This window comes from Sulfitobacter sp. 1A15106 (genome assembly GCF_043556995.1).
Classification (GTDB): domain Bacteria; phylum Pseudomonadota; class Alphaproteobacteria; order Rhodobacterales; family Rhodobacteraceae; genus Sulfitobacter; species Sulfitobacter faviae.
Window position 1 is genome coordinate 147,647 of the sequence record NZ_JBIFFM010000003.1, and the last position, 15,312, is coordinate 162,958.

General features: G+C 62.7%; 11 protein-coding genes. 3 read left to right on the forward strand and 8 right to left on the reverse strand.

Features of this window, described 5'->3' with window-relative positions; all coding sequences use genetic code 11:
* Positions 1 to 10: 10 nt before the first annotated feature.
* A complete protein-coding gene (locus ACGYKA_RS05660) occupies positions 11 to 2,260 on the reverse strand; it encodes a transglycosylase domain-containing protein (protein WP_394408483.1) in 2,250 nt (749 codons plus the stop codon).
* Between the two features lie 271 nt (positions 2,261 to 2,531).
* Between ACGYKA_RS05660 and ACGYKA_RS05665 the strand changes: the two genes are divergently transcribed.
* A complete protein-coding gene (locus tag ACGYKA_RS05665) occupies positions 2,532 to 3,839 on the forward strand; it encodes an ammonium transporter (RefSeq protein WP_067266825.1) in 1,308 nt (435 codons plus the stop codon).
* Positions 3,840 to 3,898: 59 nt separating this feature from the next.
* Here ACGYKA_RS05665 and ACGYKA_RS05670 read toward each other — a convergent pair whose 3' ends face one another.
* From ACGYKA_RS05670 to ACGYKA_RS05690, 5 genes are all read right to left on the reverse strand, one after another.
* Entirely contained in the window at positions 3,899 to 5,599 is a 1,701-nt protein-coding gene (locus ACGYKA_RS05670) for a histidine kinase N-terminal 7TM domain-containing protein (RefSeq protein ID WP_394408480.1), read from the reverse strand.
* A gap of 215 nt (positions 5,600 to 5,814) precedes the next feature.
* A complete protein-coding gene (locus ACGYKA_RS05675; RefSeq protein WP_394408477.1) occupies positions 5,815 to 6,996 on the reverse strand; it encodes an aromatic amino acid transaminase in 1,182 nt (393 codons plus the stop codon).
* Positions 6,997 to 7,029: 33 nt separating this feature from the next.
* Positions 7,030 to 7,884, reverse strand: a complete 855-nt coding sequence (gene sseA / locus ACGYKA_RS05680) for a 3-mercaptopyruvate sulfurtransferase (RefSeq protein ID WP_394408474.1) — start codon at positions 7,882 to 7,884, stop codon at positions 7,030 to 7,032.
* Positions 7,885 to 8,190: 306 nt separating this feature from the next.
* Positions 8,191 to 8,679 carry an SsrA-binding protein SmpB gene (gene smpB / locus ACGYKA_RS05685; RefSeq protein WP_067266812.1) on the reverse strand — a complete coding sequence of 163 codons (489 nt, stop codon included), beginning with the start codon at positions 8,677 to 8,679 and terminating at the stop codon, positions 8,191 to 8,193.
* A gap of 47 nt (positions 8,680 to 8,726) precedes the next feature.
* On the reverse strand, positions 8,727 to 9,545 hold the full coding sequence (locus ACGYKA_RS05690; protein WP_394408471.1) for a sulfotransferase family protein: 819 nt from the start codon (positions 9,543 to 9,545) through the stop codon (positions 8,727 to 8,729).
* 170 nt (positions 9,546 to 9,715) lie between these two features.
* Here ACGYKA_RS05690 and ACGYKA_RS05695 point away from each other — a divergent pair, with 170 nt between their 5' ends.
* Both ACGYKA_RS05695 and ACGYKA_RS05700 read left to right on the forward strand, forming a co-directional pair.
* Positions 9,716 to 11,293 (forward strand): DUF5928 domain-containing protein, encoded by a 1,578-nt coding sequence (locus ACGYKA_RS05695; protein WP_394408468.1) that lies wholly within the window; start codon positions 9,716 to 9,718, stop codon positions 11,291 to 11,293.
* Between the two features lie 99 nt (positions 11,294 to 11,392).
* Positions 11,393 to 11,905 carry a PepSY domain-containing protein gene (locus ACGYKA_RS05700; RefSeq protein ID WP_394408466.1) on the forward strand — a complete coding sequence of 171 codons (513 nt, stop codon included), beginning with the start codon at positions 11,393 to 11,395 and terminating at the stop codon, positions 11,903 to 11,905.
* A 115-nt stretch (positions 11,906 to 12,020) separates the two neighbouring features.
* Here ACGYKA_RS05700 and ACGYKA_RS05705 read toward each other — a convergent pair whose 3' ends face one another.
* Positions 12,021 to 14,528 carry a cation:proton antiporter gene (locus ACGYKA_RS05705; RefSeq protein WP_394408464.1) on the reverse strand — a complete coding sequence of 836 codons (2,508 nt, stop codon included), beginning with the start codon at positions 14,526 to 14,528 and terminating at the stop codon, positions 12,021 to 12,023.
* Between the two features lie 76 nt (positions 14,529 to 14,604).
* Complete coding sequence (locus tag ACGYKA_RS05710) at positions 14,605 to 15,234, reverse strand: DUF1523 family protein (RefSeq protein ID WP_394408462.1); 630 nt, start codon at positions 15,232 to 15,234, stop codon at positions 14,605 to 14,607.
* Positions 15,235 to 15,312 lie beyond the last annotated feature (78 nt).

Sequence of the window (15,312 nt, forward strand, 5' to 3'; positions counted from 1 at the left end):
CCCGACCGCCTCAGCGGTCAAGGAAGTTCGGCGCGGGCGCACTGGCCCCGCTGCCGCTGCTGCCGCCGCCAAAGATATCGCGCAGAACCCTGTCGATCACATTGTCCGCGCCGCCGCCTTGGTTGCCACCGCCTTGGGGTTGCGGCTGTGGCTGCGGTTCGGGCTGTGCCTCGCTCAGGTTGCTGGGCGGGGCGGGCGCCTGCATCGGCAACTCCTTGAGGGGCATCCCCTCATGCACGCGGCTCATGGTTTCGCGCCAAATCTCTGCGGGCAGGCCACCGCCCGTGACCCCGGTGAGCGGCGTGTTGTCGTCATAGCCCATCCAGACCCCGGCAACATAATCCGCCGAGAAGCCGACGAACCAAGCATCCTTGTTGGCCGAGGTGGTGCCGGTCTTGCCCGCCAATTGCCGCCCGCCAAACTTGGCGCGCTGGCCGGTCCCTTCGGAGATCACCTTTTCCATCATATAGACCAACTGGCGCGCGGCATCTTCTTGGATCACACGTTCGTTGATGCCACCGCCAGTGCCCATCAGCGGCTCCGTCTCGCCCAGAAGGCGCAGGTCAACCAACCCATAGGGCGTCACCGATGAGCCGCCGTTGAGGATACCGGCATAGGCGCCGGTCATTTCAAGCAGGGTGCTCTCCGATGCGCCAAGCGCCAGCGCCGGGCCGGCGGCCAGATCGCTTTTGATGCCGAACTGGGTGGCGACCGAACTCACCGTTTCGCGGCCCACGCTTTCCGAGACTTTCACCGCCGGAATGTTCAGCGAACTTTTCAGCGCCTCGGTCAGGGTCACCGGCCCCTTGAAACTCTTGGTGTAGTTCTTGGGGCACCACTGACCCGAGCCGGGAATGTTCAGGCAATAGGGCTCATCCACGATGATGTCATCGGGCGAATAGCCCAGATCGAGCGCCGCGGCATAGATGAAGGGTTTGAAGGCCGAGCCAGTCTGACGCATCGCCTGCGTGGCGCGGTTGAAGGCGCCCGCGACCTTGGTCTTGCGCCCGCCCACCAGCGCACGCACCGCGCCATCAGAAGACATCACCACGATCGCCGCCTGCGCCTTGGAGCCTTCGCGGACCTTATTCTCAAACACCCATTTCAACCCGTCCTCGGCCGCGCGCTGAATGCGCTGATCTAGGGTGGTCTTGATGATCACGTCCTCGGTGGTGTTGCGGGTAAAGAACTCCGGCCCCGATGACATGACCCAATCGGCGAAATAGCCGCCCGCCTCGGCTTCTGCCGCCTCGGACAGTTGCGCAGGGTTCGCGATGGCCTCATCAGCCTCGGCGGCAGAGAGATAGCCCTGCTCTTCCATCAGGCGGATCACCGTGGCGGCGCGGCTTTGCGATCGGTCCAGATTGTTGGTGGGCGACAGGGTTGTGGGCGCGGTCAAAAGACCGGCCAGCATCGCACCTTCCGAGGGCGAAAGCGCGGCGGCGGGCTTGCCGAAGAACCGCTGCGCCGCAGCCTCGGCCCCGAAGGCCCCGCCGCCCATATAGGCGCGGTTGAGGTAGATCGAGAGGATGTCGTTCTTGGTGTATTTCAACTCCATCGCGATGGCAAAGAGCGCTTCCTTGGCCTTGCGGCCCAAGGACGAACGACGGCATTCCGCCTCATATTCCTTTTCCGTCATGCCGCTGCTGGGGTCATAGGGCTCCCCCAGACAAAGCAGTTTGGCTGTCTGCTGGGTGATGGTCGAGCCGCCGTGGCCGGAAAGCGGCCCGCGCCCCTCGCTCAGGTTGATGCGCACAGCCGAGGCGATGCCCCGCGGGCTGACGCCCAGATGGCGATAGAATCGCTTGTCCTCGGTGGCGATGACCGCGTTTCTCAGATGTTTGGAGACCGATTCCGCCGAGACCACGCCGCCAAACTGGTCGCCGCGCCAAGCAAAAACCTCTCCCTCACGGTCGAGCATGGTGACTGAGCCGCGCGCGCGGCCATCCAGCAGCGTTTCGAGCGGCGGGATCGTGGTGTAGATATAGCCAACCGCCAAGGCGAGCACGAGGAAGATCACAAGGCTCACTCGCCATGTGATGGTCCAGATCAACCGCCAAATCCAACGGGCCACCCCCGCAAAAAAGCCGAGGATACCGCCGCGCCGGGGGCGTTTGGGGCGGGCGGCTTTGCGACGGGCGGGCGCAGCCTTGCGCGTGGCCGGTTTGCCCCGCGCCGCGGTCTTGGCCTTGGGTTTGGCCTTACCGGGATACCGCTTGTCGGCCACCAAAGGGCGTTTGCGCTTGTTCTTGTCGGTCATAATATCGCCTGCTCGGCCCTATTTTTCGCCACTTTAGCCTGACTGCAGCGGTTTGTTTAGCGCTGCAAGGTCCAATCGGCGTCAAATGTCTGATTAATTTATAGGCAGATTCCAGCCTGCGCCCGCTTTTTAGGCGGCACTGCCAAGCAATGGCGCAAATATGGCAGGCAAACCTGTCCAAGAGCGCCTGATATCCGGTTTTCTCATGCTGCACGGGCAGCCGCCCGCTTCGGTAAGCACGCATTCGGACCCGCAGACAGGAAACGACCATATGAAACCCATCTTAATACTTCCCCTCGCAGCGGCGGTCAGCGCCCTGCCCGGGCTGGCGCTGGCACAGGACGCGGAATACGCGACGCTGGCGGATACGACCTTCATCTTCAACACCCTGCTTTTCCTGATCGGCGGCTTCCTCGTCTTCTGGATGGCGGCGGGTTTCGCCATGCTGGAAGCGGGGCTGGTGCGTTCCAAGAACGTCACCACGCAGCTGACCAAGAACATGGGCCTCTTTGCGCTTGCCGCGGTCATGTATTGGCTGGTCGGCTACAACATCATGTATCCCGGTGACGGCAATTGGATCATGGAAGGCGTCTTTGGCACCTTCGCGACCAAGGACATCAAGACCGAGATCGACGCGGGCGGCTATTCCAACGCCTCCGACTTCTTCTTTCAGCTGATGTTCTGCGCCACCACCGCCTCCATCGTGTCGGGTGCACTGGCCGAGCGGATCAAGCTTTGGCCCTTCCTGATCTTCGTGGTCGTGCTGACCGGCTTCATCTACCCGATCGAAGCGTCTTGGCAGTGGGGCGGCGGTTTCCTTTCCGCCATGGGCTTCAGCGACTTCGCCGGTTCGACCCTCGTGCACGCCGCTGGTGGTTTCGCCGCACTCGCCGGGGCCATCGTACTGGGGCCGCGTTTGGGCAAATACGGCAAGGATGGCCGCGTTGTGCCGATGCCGGGTTCCAACCTTGCCCTCGCCACTTTGGGCACGTTCATCCTGTGGATGGGCTGGTTCGGCTTTAACGGTGCGTCGCAGCTTGCCATGGGCACCATCGAAGACGTTGACGCCGTGGCGCAGATTTTCGCCAACACCAACATGGCCGCTGCCGCCGGTGCCGTCGCTGCGCTGATCCTGACGCAGGTGATGTACAAAAAGGTCGACTTGACCATGGTGTTGAACGGCGCCCTGGCGGGCCTCGTTTCGATCACCGCAGGGCCGCTTGACCCGACGCTCTTCGGTGCGCTTTGGATCGGCGCCGTGGGTGGTGTCATCGTGGTGCTGACCGTGCCGATGCTCGACAAGTTCAAGATCGACGATGTGGTCGGCGCGATCCCGGTTCACCTGATCGCCGGTTTCTGGGGCACGCTGGTCGTGCCGGTCTATACCGAAGGTACATCCTTCGTCACACAGATCATCGGCTTTGCCGCGGTTGGCCTCTTTGTCTTCATCGTCAGCTTCGTCGTCTGGCTGATCCTGAAAGCCGCCGGTGGCATCCGGGTCAGCGAAGAGGCCGAGATCACCGGTCTGGACATGTCGGAACTGGGCATGGAAGCCTACCCCGAGTTCGCCAAGGGCTAAGCCCCGGCGACATCGCCAAACAATCGACCGCCCGGCCCGCAATGGCCGGGCGGTTTGCGTTAGGCCACTAGGGGTAAAGAAATGGTAAAGGTCGTGCCGACACCCGGCGCGCTGACATAGCGGATGCTGCCGCCGTGCCGGTCCAGAATCTGCCGGGTGATATGCATTCCCAGACCGCTGCCATAGGCGACCTTGGTGTCGGAGCCGTCGACCTGCGAAAAGGGCGCAAAGACCTGCTCTTCCGCGCCCGGGGGGATGCCACAGCCGCTGTCGCTGACCTGTACATGCGCCATGCCTTCGGACTGCTGAAGGCTGACCTCCACCTGCCCGCCCGGGGCAGAGAATTTCACCGCGTTCGACAGCACGTTGCCAAAGACCTGCCCCAACCGCTCTGCATCGGCTTGGACCGTCAGCACCGTCTCGGGCATCTCGCAGCGGAAGCGGATATGCTTCTCCGGTTGCAGGCTCTCTGCCCGGGCCACGGCCTTTTGCACCAGCGGGGCGAGAGGGGCAGGCTGCAGGTCGATGCTGAACTCGGCACTGCTGAGGCTTTGGGTGTCGATCAGATCATTGACCAAGGTCGTCAGCGTTTCGGAGCTACCTGCGGCCTTTGCCAGCAGACGCGCCTTTTGCGCATCGCTCACCTTGGCCCCGCCCTGCGACAGCAGGCCAAGGGCGCCGTTGATGACCGTCAGCGGGGTGCGCAGCTCATGGCTGACCGTGGCGAGGAACTGCGCCTGCATCTGCTCGGCGGCGATGGCCTTTTCGGCGGCGATCTTTTGCACGGTCACATCCAAAAGCGCCACGGCCCAGCCCACCTGTTTCTGCCCCGCCCCCAGAGAAATCGCATGGGCGCGCACGGCGAAATGGCGGTGGCCCAGTTGGATATCGGTCACATCGGGCAGGCTGCCATGGGCCGCGAGATAGCGGATGATCGGCCCCAACTCCCCAAAGGCGCTCAGCGGGGCCTCGGGATCGGCCTCCCGACGCAAGAGGTCGGCGGCGGCTGGATTGGTCTCGATCGCAGCGCCGCTCGGGTCGACCACGAAAACCGGATCGGTGCTGTTGTAGAACAACAGCTCGCGCGCGATTGCGTTCACGTCGATCCAGCGGTTATCGGCCACCAGCCAGACCACCAGCGTCAGCGAAAGCGCGAATGAGAAAGGCGTCGGATCGGTATTGAACAGGGTGATGCCGCCCAAGATATAGGCCAGATTGGCCACCATGGGGATCAGCGTCGCGGCAAAAAGCTTGAGGAAAAAGCTGCGCACCGCCGGGTTGGCCGAACGCACCGCCCGCCCCGCCACGACCGCCGCCGCCATGATGACCATGTAAAGATAGGTGATCGCGATGAAGAACAGCGGGCCGTGGTCGGATTGGACATAGGCCCCCTCTGCGCTCAGCAACCACTTGGTTTCGGGGCCATAGAACTTCTCATGCCAACCGCTCGTCACCGCGGCGAGGGTGATCAGCGCAGGCGCAAGCCCTGCGCAAAGCGGCACCAGCCATCGCGGCACCTTGGCCCCAAGCGCATATTCATAGAGGAAAAAAGCCCAGAAGGTTGGCAGCAGAACAAAGCCGATCCACGCAAGGCGGCTGACCCCAAAGGCGCAGGCGGCAGAGGTGGCGGAAAGTTCGACCCCGACCGACAGAAGCCAGAGGTCCATGGCCAGAATGGCCAGCAAAAACCAATGCTTACCGGGCAGGCTGCTGTGCCCGCGCACCCAATAGCCCAACACGGTGACAAGCGTAGCTGTCACGATTACCAGCTCTACCGCCGGCAAGCTCACATCCAAGCGGATGCACTGTAAGAATGATTCTAAAATTGGCCCGACCCTGAGTTTTCACTCAAGCTATCCAAACATGCCATTTCGACCAAGTTTTGATTAAAACGGGCCAGAATAGAGGCATAGGGCGATTGTGCCGCAACAATCGAATACTGTCCGGGCCGCGACATGCGCGGCCCGGTGGGTGGTTAGATACCGACGTCGATGATCGCACGGGCAAGGATCGGCACGCTGTTCTGGTTCAACCCGGCAATGTTCATACGGCTGTCGCCGACCATATAGATGCCATGTTTTTCGCGCAGCGCGTCGACCTTATCCGGCGTGGTGCCAAGGCGCGAGAACATGCCCCGGTGCTGGGCGAGGAAGCCAAAGCGGTCCGACCCGGAAAGTTTCTGCAACTCACCCGCCAGTTGCTCACGCAGACCCAGCATGGCGTTGCGAACATCCTCAAGCTCGGCCATCCAATCGGCCTTGAGCTCGTCATCGGTCAGGATGGTCGACACGATCCGCGCGCCGTGATCGGGCGGGAAGCTGTAGTTCTGGCGGTTGAGGAAGGCCAAAGTGGCTTGGTTCAGCCCCTGCGCCGCCTCGGCGGCTACCAGCATCAGAATGCCGGTCCGTTCGCGGTAGATGCCGAAGTTCTTAGAGCAGCTTGCCGCGATCAGGCACTCAGGCACCGAGGCGGCCACTTTGCGCGTCGCGGCGGCATCCGCTTCCAGCCCGTCGCCAAAGCCCTGATAGGCGATGTCGATCATCGGCACGGCGCCGGTGCTTTGCAGCACTTCGATCACCGCGTCCCACTCCGCGCTGTTGAGGTTCGCGCCCGTGGGGTTGTGGCAGCAGCCGTGCAGCAGGACCACATCGCCTTTCTTGGCGGTCTTGAGGTCTTCGATCATACCGTCGAAGTTCACGCCGCCGGTCGCGCTGTCGAAATAGCGGTAGTTCACCACTTCCATGCCCAGATAGGACAGGATCGACAGGTGGTTCGGCCATGTCGGATCAGAGACGAAAACGCGCGCTTCGGGGTTGGCCATACGCACCAGTTCAAAGGCCTGACGCACGGCACCTGTGCCCCCGGGGGTGGCGGCGGCGGCAATCGCGCCGCGCGGCACGGCATCGCCCAGAACAAGCGCAACCATCGCATTGGTATAGGTCGGATCACCCGCAAGACCGGTGTAGACCTTGGTGTCTTGGTTTTCCCAGATGCGCTGCTCGGCGGCTTTGACGGCGCGCATCACCGGGGTGTTGCCGCTGGCGTCTTTGTAGACACCGACGCCGAGGTCGATCTTCGTGTCGCGCGGGTCTTCGCGGTAGGCCTGTACAAGGGCGAGGATCTTATCGGCGGGTTGCGCCTTGAGCGTCTCGAACATGGGGTTCTCCGGTTGGAAGGTAACGGTAAAGGATTAAGCCGCGCCGGTGGCCACGGGCACGGTGGGGAACATGCCCCATTCCGCCCATGAGCCATCGTAGAGCGACCATTTGCGGTGGCCCATCCGCTCTAGCGCCAGCGCCAGCACGGCGGCGGTGATACCCGACCCGCAAGAGGTGATGACGGGTTTCGACAGGTCCACGCCCGCTGCCTCGAAAATGGCGCGGGTCTCTACGGGGGTTTTCATCGTCTTGTCGTCGTTGAGCAATTCGGTGAAGGGCACGTTGCGCGCGCCGGGAATATGGCCTGCGCGCAGCCCCTCGCGCGGTTCAGGCGCATCGCCGCGGAAACGTGCTGCGGCACGGGCGTCGACGATCTGCGGATCGCCGAGTTTGGAGGCATGGGCCACCTGTGTCACATCGCGCACCAATTGGTTCTGAAAGCGCACGGTCATATGGCGGTCGCGCGGCACGGGGGGCATGTCTTCGGTCTCGCGACCCTCGGCCTGCCATTTGGGCAGCCCGCCATCCAGCACGGCGACATTCTCTTGCCCCATCAGGCGGAACAGCCACCAGACGCGCGCGGCGGACATCAGCCCCGCGCCATCATAGACCACCACCTGATGCCCGTCACCCACACCCATGGCGCGCAGCCGCGACATGAATTTCTCGATCGGCGGGGCCATATGCGGCAGGTCCGAGCGCGCGTCCGAGATATCGTCGATGTCGAAAAAGCGCGCGCCGGGGATGTGCGCGGCGTCATACTCCGCCTTCGGATCGCGCCCGGCATCGGGCAGATACCACGAGGCATCAAGGATGCGCAGGTCCGGGTCTTTCAGATGCTGAGCCAACCAATCGGTTGAAACCAATGTCTTGGGATCGTCGGCCATGGGGGCCTCCTTCGTCGCGGGCGTTGCCCATGCCTATAACCGGCGGGGGATGCTGGCAAGTGGAAGGGGCGGGGGTGAGGCGTGCTGAGGGCCATCGCCTGCCCGTGGGGTGGCGATGCTACGGGCTGTTGGCACCACTTTATGGTTCAACTTTGATGTGTGCCGTCAAGGAGGCGCCCGCCTCACCAAATCGCCAGCCCGGTCGCACCAAAGGTGCGCCTAGTATATTCTGGCACGCCTTTGGCGTGACGGGCGGGCAGGCGATGGCCCGGCGCCTACGGCTTGATTCCGGGCCTGCCGCGCGTCTTACCCGTGATCCTTCAACAACCGCTGCTTCTGCCGCGACCAATCGCGCTTGGCCGCCGTCTCGCGCTTGTCATGCAGCTTTTTACCCTTAGCCACGCCGATCTTGATCTTCGCCATGCCGCGATGGTTGAAATACATCACCAAAGGCACCAGCGTCATGCCCTTGCGCTGCGTCGCGTTCCACAGATCGGCCAATTGCTTGCGGCTGACCAGGAGCTTCCGACGCCGGCGCTCCTCGTGCTGGAAGGTCTTGGCCTGCTTGTAGGGCGCCACATAGGAGTTCACCAACCACAGTTCGCCATCCTCCACGGCGGCGTAGCTCTCGGCGATATTCGCCCCGCCTTCGCGCAGGGATTTCACCTCGGATCCCTCAAGGATAATACCGCATTCGATATCTTCTTCGATCGCGTAGTCAAACCGCGCGCGGCGGTTTTCGGCGATCACCTTGTAGTTCGGATCGGATTTGGAGCTGGATTTGACCTGTGACATGCCAAAGCATGTAGAGCGCGACCCGCCCCGGTGCAAGATGCTGCCGCTCAGTCACCCAGTTTGGCGTGCACCTCATCAAGATCGATCTCACCCAAGGGTTGCTTATTGCCGGGGTTGTCGAAGTCATATTTGAACAGGTCGAAGTCGCGCTTGTAGATCTCGCGCATCAGATGCATCGACAGATCGTCAAAGTAATCCTCGACCGGATGCGCCCGCTTGGGCCCATGGCCCTCGCTCTCGTTAAAGCGCGGGATCGCGGCCAGATCGACAGGGTGCGGCGTGTCCACGGCATCAAGCACCTGCTGCATCCCATCGTTGAACCGCTCGGTCCAGAAGATCTGGTCGTAGGTGCCGCCATTGACGATAAAGGTGCTGATATGGCCCGAGACCGCAGACCAGTGAATGTCCGGGTCCATCGGCCGCCGCCAACGGATGGTATCACGCGCAAACAGCAAGAAGCGCCGGAAACTCGCGATCTGGTCAAATTCCTGTTTGCCGTCATCGCCGCCCACGTCGATCCCGTATTTCTGCACCAGCAGCGGCACCAGATTGCCGCGATAGCGCCGCCCGTTGCGCTGAATGCCGCAAATCTTGTCAAAGAAAGACGACAGAATCCGCGTGTAAGGGTTGCGCACGCAGGTAAAGGCATAGGACTTGCACGCCGTCACATTCTCGGTGATCGGCCCCTGCGACCCATCCAAGGCCCATTTATGAATGCCTGACTTGGCATCATGGATGTCGCCGTCAAAGAACTCTCCATGATCGGAATAATACATGATCTGGCCGATGGTCGAACAGGCGCATTTCGGCACCACGCGGTACACCATGCTCTCACTTTCCGTCATCCATGTTCCGGGAAAACCCATGCGCGTCCTGCCTCCTGCTGGCGCTGGCTGTTTTAAGCAACAGTCAGACCTCGGTGCAAAAAAGCAAAGAAATGCTGTTTATTCAATCGGTCTTCAGGATTAACTAGGAAGGTGATTCACGACAAAAGGCCGATGCAAGCGGGCCGCGACAAGGACATTCGGTATCCTGCATGGCGAAAATTGCCTATATCCTGCTGTGCCACAAGGATCCGGAGGCCATCATCCGGCAAGCCGAGCGGCTGACCGCCGTGGGCGATTACATGGCGATCCATTTCGACGCCTCCGCCAGCGCCGAAGACTACGCCCAGGTCACCGCGGCCCTGCGCGACAACCCCAACGTCGCCTTCCCGCGCAAACGCATCCGCTGCGGCTGGGGCGAATGGTCACTGGTGCAAGCCACGCTCGACACGCTTACCGCCGCGATGGAAGCCTTCCCGCGCGCCACGCATTTCTACCTGCTCTCTGGCGATTGCATGGCGATCAAATCCGCCGAATACGCGCATCGGTTCCTCGATGAGAATGACACCGACTTCATCGAAAGCGTGGATTACTTCGAAAGCGATTGGATCAAGACCGGCTGGAAAGAAGAGCGGCTGATCTATCGCCATTGGTTCAACGAACGCACGCAGCGCAAACGCTTCTACGCAATGTTCGAGGCGCAAAAGCGTCTCGGCCTGACCCGGAAGATCCCTGCCGACCTTCAGGTGCAAATCGGCAGCCAATGGTGGTGCCTGCGCCGCCGCACCGTCGAAGCGCTGATGGCATTCAGCCACGAACGCCCCGATGTCATCCGCTTTTTCCGCAGCACTTGGATCCCAGATGAGACCTTCTTTCAAACCCTCGTGCGCCACCTCGTCCCCGAAGGCGAAATTGCCAACCGCAGCCTGACCTTTCTGCTGTTTTCCGACTACGGCATGCCGGTCACCTTCTACAATGACCACTATGACCTGCTGCTCGGCCAGAACCACCTCTTCGCCCGCAAAATCAGCCCCGAGGCACTGGACCTCAAACGCCGCCTCGGCCTGCTCTACGCCGCCCAAGGCGTGCCTTTCCAGATCAGCGACGAAGGCCGCAACCTGTTCGAATTCCTCACCGCGCGGGGCCGCATTGGCCGCCGCTTCGCCCCCCGCTTTTGGGAGACGGAATCCAGCCTTGGCCGCGAACGTGAACTGCTGATCATCATCGCCAAGAAATGGCATGTGGCAAAAAGGCTGGTCGGACGGATACGCCAGCAAACCGGCCTCCCGGCGGTGGATTTTCTCTTCAACGAAGAAGACACCCCTCTGCCCGACCTCGGCGGCATTCAAACCACGCTGGAAAAACGCACCCGCCACCGCCGCGCCCTGATGCGGATGCTCTACGACTACTACGACAGCACGCGGCTGATCGTCTGCATCGACACGTCGAACCTCGACCTGCTGCGCGATTTCGCCTCGGACCGCGCGCAGGTGCGCATGCTCGAAGTCGAATGCAAACTGACCGACACCTATCTCAGCGGCCACGCCCGGCGCATCGGCCTCAGCGGCGCGCAAACATCGCAAGAAAACCTGTCCCGCCTGCTCCCCACGATCCGCGGGAACATGCTGCATGAGGTCGACCAAATCCGCGACGCCCAATTCGCAAACTACAGCCGCCTCTCCGAATACGCCAACCCCGAAACCAACGCCGCGGCCCTCGCCCATTTCCTCAAGGTGACCGGAGACGAGGCCCGCGCGATCGTCCAACCCGCAGGCCTCTTCGCAGATTAGCGCCGCCCGCCCCTACCGTTCGGAACAGCCCCCCGCGCCAAGCGTTGAACCAAGACCGCCGTTTCGCGGCCCGACGCACCACAACGCAAGAGGTTTTCCATGACACATAAGTTCACCGCCCTCGCCACATCGCTCCTGCTCGCCCCCGCAGCCCTCTTCGCGCAAGAGACCGCCCCCGAGGCTGAGCGCATCAGCATGTCCCAAGCCATCAAATCCGCGCAAAGCAGCATCGATGGCGGCGTGCTGGAAGCCGAAATCGAAACCGAAGGCGACGCGCTGGTCTATGAGATCGACCTGGTACGCGGCGAATCCGTGTACGAAGTCACCGTCAATGCCGCCACCGGCGATGTGATGAAGCAATCCGAAGAGCAACTCACCAGCTTCCTCAGCGGCCTCTTCCAAGAGGATGAGTTGCGCGCCGCTGGCACGGCCCGCGATGTGCTGATGACCGCGCTGACCGAGCTGGAAGGCCAAGACGGCACACGGATCGAGGAAGTCTCGCTCGACGATGAAGATGACCGCATGGTCTATGAAGTCGAACTGACCGACGCCACCGGCGAACGCGAACTTCTGATCGACGCCACCACCGGCGAAATCTCCCCCGAAGACTAAGCCCAGCCAAAGGTGCGGCCGCCTCTACCGGCCGCACTTCCCCTTATCTTCATCCTTTCTCAAATACCCTGCACAACACCGCCCCCAAACGCCCCCCAACGTTTGACGCGCCGAGCTACCCCCGCCCGCCCGAGATCAGATCCACCGGATCGATCCCGCGCTTCTCCGCACTGGCACGCACCGCCTCGCGCAAGGCCGCGCTTCGTTCCAGCAGGCGGCGGAACCGGTCCTCGTCCAGAACCAAAAGCGTGGTCGGCGCGATGGCGCGCACATCCACCCGACGGACGCGGTTCGTCAGGATGGCCATCTGGCCGAACATCTCCCCCCGCCCCAATCGCCAAGTCTGGCCCGCGCTTTCCAATTCGACAGCACCTGAGGCGATGAAAAACACGCTGCGCGCCGGGCTTTCCTTACGCAAAACCACGTCACCGATATCGACATAGCGGGTCTTGAGCGCCCGGCTCAGCCGTTTGAGCGCGCCCTCCTCCAGATCCGCAAACAGCGGAAACTGCTCGATGAAAGCACCGCGCCGCACGGCAAGGTCAAGGCCAGGACGCCCCTCTGCCGCGGTGCGCCGGGTCGCCAGTTCCTGCATCAAGGCGGTATAGACCTCGGCCCCAAAGAGACCGTCTTCGCGCATCAACGTATATTCACGCTCTTCCAAACGCAGTGCCGTGCGGCGGATGAAACGCCGTTCCAACTCCTCAGCATAGCCGGGATACTGCAAGCGCAGCCCCTCCAGCGCGGTTTCAATCCCTTCGATGCGGCGCGCCAACAGGTCGTGCAGCAATTCGGCCACCCGCCGCCCATGGATCCGGCGAATGCGGCCATCGATAAAAGTGCCCAGATCCCGCAGGATCAACCGTTGCGACAGCAGCATTTCAAAGCGGTCCGCCGTCATCCGCGCCAGCGGCCCCGACACGCCGTAGCGCCCGTGCAGCACTGCCGCCGCGCGAAAAGTGCGCCCATAGGCCACGCTGCGCCGCGCCGCGCGTTGATAGCCGCTGCGCCCTTGGGTTCGCGCCCCTTCGATTAGCCGGTCCGCATCCGAGAGCACCAGATCGGCCATCCGGGCCGAGATCGTCCGCTCGCGCACCCGCGCAAGGATCGTGTCACGCTCATGCCCCGCCAACGCGATCAGCCCAAGCGCGATGCGGTCGCGGTCGAGGATATCGGTCGCCTCCTCCGCGGTCTTGACCGCTGTCTCAAGCCGCTCGCCAAACCGTTTCGCCTCAGAGCGGACGATGTCGCGGTTCAGGTCGTAATTCTCGGTCGTTTGGGCCACGTCCTCGCGCACGGTCTGCAGGGCCACGGCGATGACCTGCCGCGACAGGGCGTGGTCGATGGGCGAGAGTTGATCCAGCCCCAGCCGCCCGATGATCCAGCGCAGCGTCGTACCCTGGGCCAGCAGGGTGAAGAGCGTGAAGCCGGTGGCCAGAATACCCACGATCCGCTGAATGTCATCCGGCACCCGCACGCTTTCCGTCACCGCCAGCGCCAGCGCCAAGGTGACCGCCCCGCGCAAGCCGCCCCAGAGGATCGCCACCCGGTAGGGCCGCTCGACCGCGGGCGAAAGCTTCGCCGCCGTCAACAGGGGCAGCAGGCCGAAAAGGATCACCGCGCGGGCGAAAATGGCGGCCACCACGACCACGGCGATGAGAAAGAAATCCTCCAGCCGGACTTCCTCAAGCAGCCGCGGGATCAGCAGGGCGGCGAGGATAAAGATCAGCGCCCCCGCCCAATGGGCCAGCACGTCCCAAAGCTCGCGCAGGTTGGTCAACGCCTGCGGCGGCAGCCGCCCCGGCGCGGTGAGGTTCAGCGTCAGACCCGCCGCCACCACGGCGATCACCCCCGAAGCGCCGACGCTTTGCTCGGCCACGATATAGGCCAGATAGGGCAGCGCGACCGAGATGGACTGTTGCGCCAATTCATGCCGCGCAAACAGCGCCATGACCCAAACCGCGATCCGCGCGCCGAGCCAGCCCACCAACGCCCCACCTGCGATCAGCATCGGGAATTGCGCAAGCGCACTGCCCAGTTCCGGGTCGGGAATGCCCAGCATGACATAGCCCATGAACAGGCCGAAAAGCGCGATGGCCGCGGCATCGTTCAGCAGGCTTTCGCCTTCGATGATCCGCGCAAGCCGCCGCGGGGCCGAGATCGACCGAAAGATCGAGACCACCGCCGATGGGTCCGTGGTCGAGACGATGGCCCCGATCAGCAGACAGGCCGCCAGCGGGATCGCACTGACCCAGAACAGCGCGTAGCCAATGCTGACCGTCGCCACCACCACGGCCACGACCGCCAGCACCAGAATGGGCACCCAATCGTCGACCATACGGCGCAGGTTCATTCCCAATGTCGCCTGAAACAACAGCGTCGGCAGGAAGACGTATAGAAAGACGTTCGACCGGATCGGCAGCCCCAGAATGGCCGCCGCCACCGGGTTTAGCGCATCCGTCAGATCGGTCCGCAGGAAAAAGGTCGCCGAGACCCCGATCAGGATGCCCAGCACCGCAAGGATCACGCTGTAAGGCAATTGCAACCGCGCCGCCAAAGGTTCGGCCAAGCCGATAACGACAAAGAGCGACGCAATGACCGTGGTGACGAGGATGATGTCCATATAGGATGGAATACCAGAATTTAGCTGAATGCGGGGCGCTTCTTGCCCCGCTCAGCGCCTGCAGTTCGTGGTGAGGTTATTTCCGCGCGCGACGTTCGGCCCGCCAGCGGGCAAAGCGGCCCCGCCGCGCGGCGATGTCATCCTCGATCGCCTCGATCTTGGGGTCGAGCCGCGCGCGGCGGAACCGCCGCCAGCGCACCCAGATCGCATAGAACAGCGCCGCGGCGAGGGTCAGCACGATGATGGTCACGAAGGGGATACCCTTGCTCGCCTCCGGCCCATCGACCGGGCGGAGCGAAATGGCATTGGGGTAGATCGACAAAAGCTCACTGCGCCAGCCGTAATGCTTAAGCGCGTAATACTGCGGCGCGCCGGTGGTGCTGCGGGCATCGGCTGCCTCGGCCTGAAGGTTGGCAGTGTCGAACTTGAAATAGGGCGGCCAGCCCCAGCCGGTGTCTTCGTTGCGGTAGACCATGACATCGCCCTTGGCACGGCGGGTCTGGATGAAAAAGACATCGCGGTTGACCGCCTGCCCCGCGCTATCGGTCGATGAGTCGGACCAGAAGATCGAATTGTTGCCGAAGTCGATCCGCTTTTCATAGGTGTCCGTGACGCGGACGATATCGGTCTGCGGCAGGGTATAGTGGAAGAACGCCCCCACCAGCACCCAGACGGTCACCCAGAACACCCATTTAACGATTCTCATCTTCGGCCCTTTCCATTAGGTCGCGCGGCCGGACAGGGGCCTTTGCCCTTCTGACATAGTGTTTCCGCGGCACTGCGG

Excerpts from the sequence above, each read along its gene's own strand:
- ACGYKA_RS05695 (WP_394408468.1), top strand. The coding sequence starts at position 9,716 with ATGGCGAAAATTGCCTATATCCTGCTGTGCCACAAGGATCCGGAGGCC.
- ACGYKA_RS05705 (WP_394408464.1), bottom strand. The coding sequence starts at position 14,528 with ATGGACATCATCCTCGTCACCACGGTCATTGCGTCGCTCTTTGTCGTT.
- ACGYKA_RS05660 (WP_394408483.1), bottom strand. The coding sequence starts at position 2,260 with ATGACCGACAAGAACAAGCGCAAACGCCCTTTGGTGGCCGACAAGCGG.
- ACGYKA_RS05690 (WP_394408471.1), bottom strand. The coding sequence starts at position 9,545 with ATGGGTTTTCCCGGAACATGGATGACGGAAAGTGAGAGCATGGTGTAC.
- ACGYKA_RS05665 (WP_067266825.1), top strand. The coding sequence starts at position 2,532 with ATGAAACCCATCTTAATACTTCCCCTCGCAGCGGCGGTCAGCGCCCTG.
- ACGYKA_RS05710 (WP_394408462.1), bottom strand. The coding sequence starts at position 15,234 with ATGAGAATCGTTAAATGGGTGTTCTGGGTGACCGTCTGGGTGCTGGTG.
- sseA (WP_394408474.1), bottom strand. The coding sequence starts at position 7,884 with ATGGCCGACGATCCCAAGACATTGGTTTCAACCGATTGGTTGGCTCAG.
- ACGYKA_RS05700 (WP_394408466.1), top strand. The coding sequence starts at position 11,393 with ATGACACATAAGTTCACCGCCCTCGCCACATCGCTCCTGCTCGCCCCC.
- ACGYKA_RS05675 (WP_394408477.1), bottom strand. The coding sequence starts at position 6,996 with ATGTTCGAGACGCTCAAGGCGCAACCCGCCGATAAGATCCTCGCCCTT.
- smpB (WP_067266812.1), bottom strand. The coding sequence starts at position 8,679 with ATGTCACAGGTCAAATCCAGCTCCAAATCCGATCCGAACTACAAGGTG.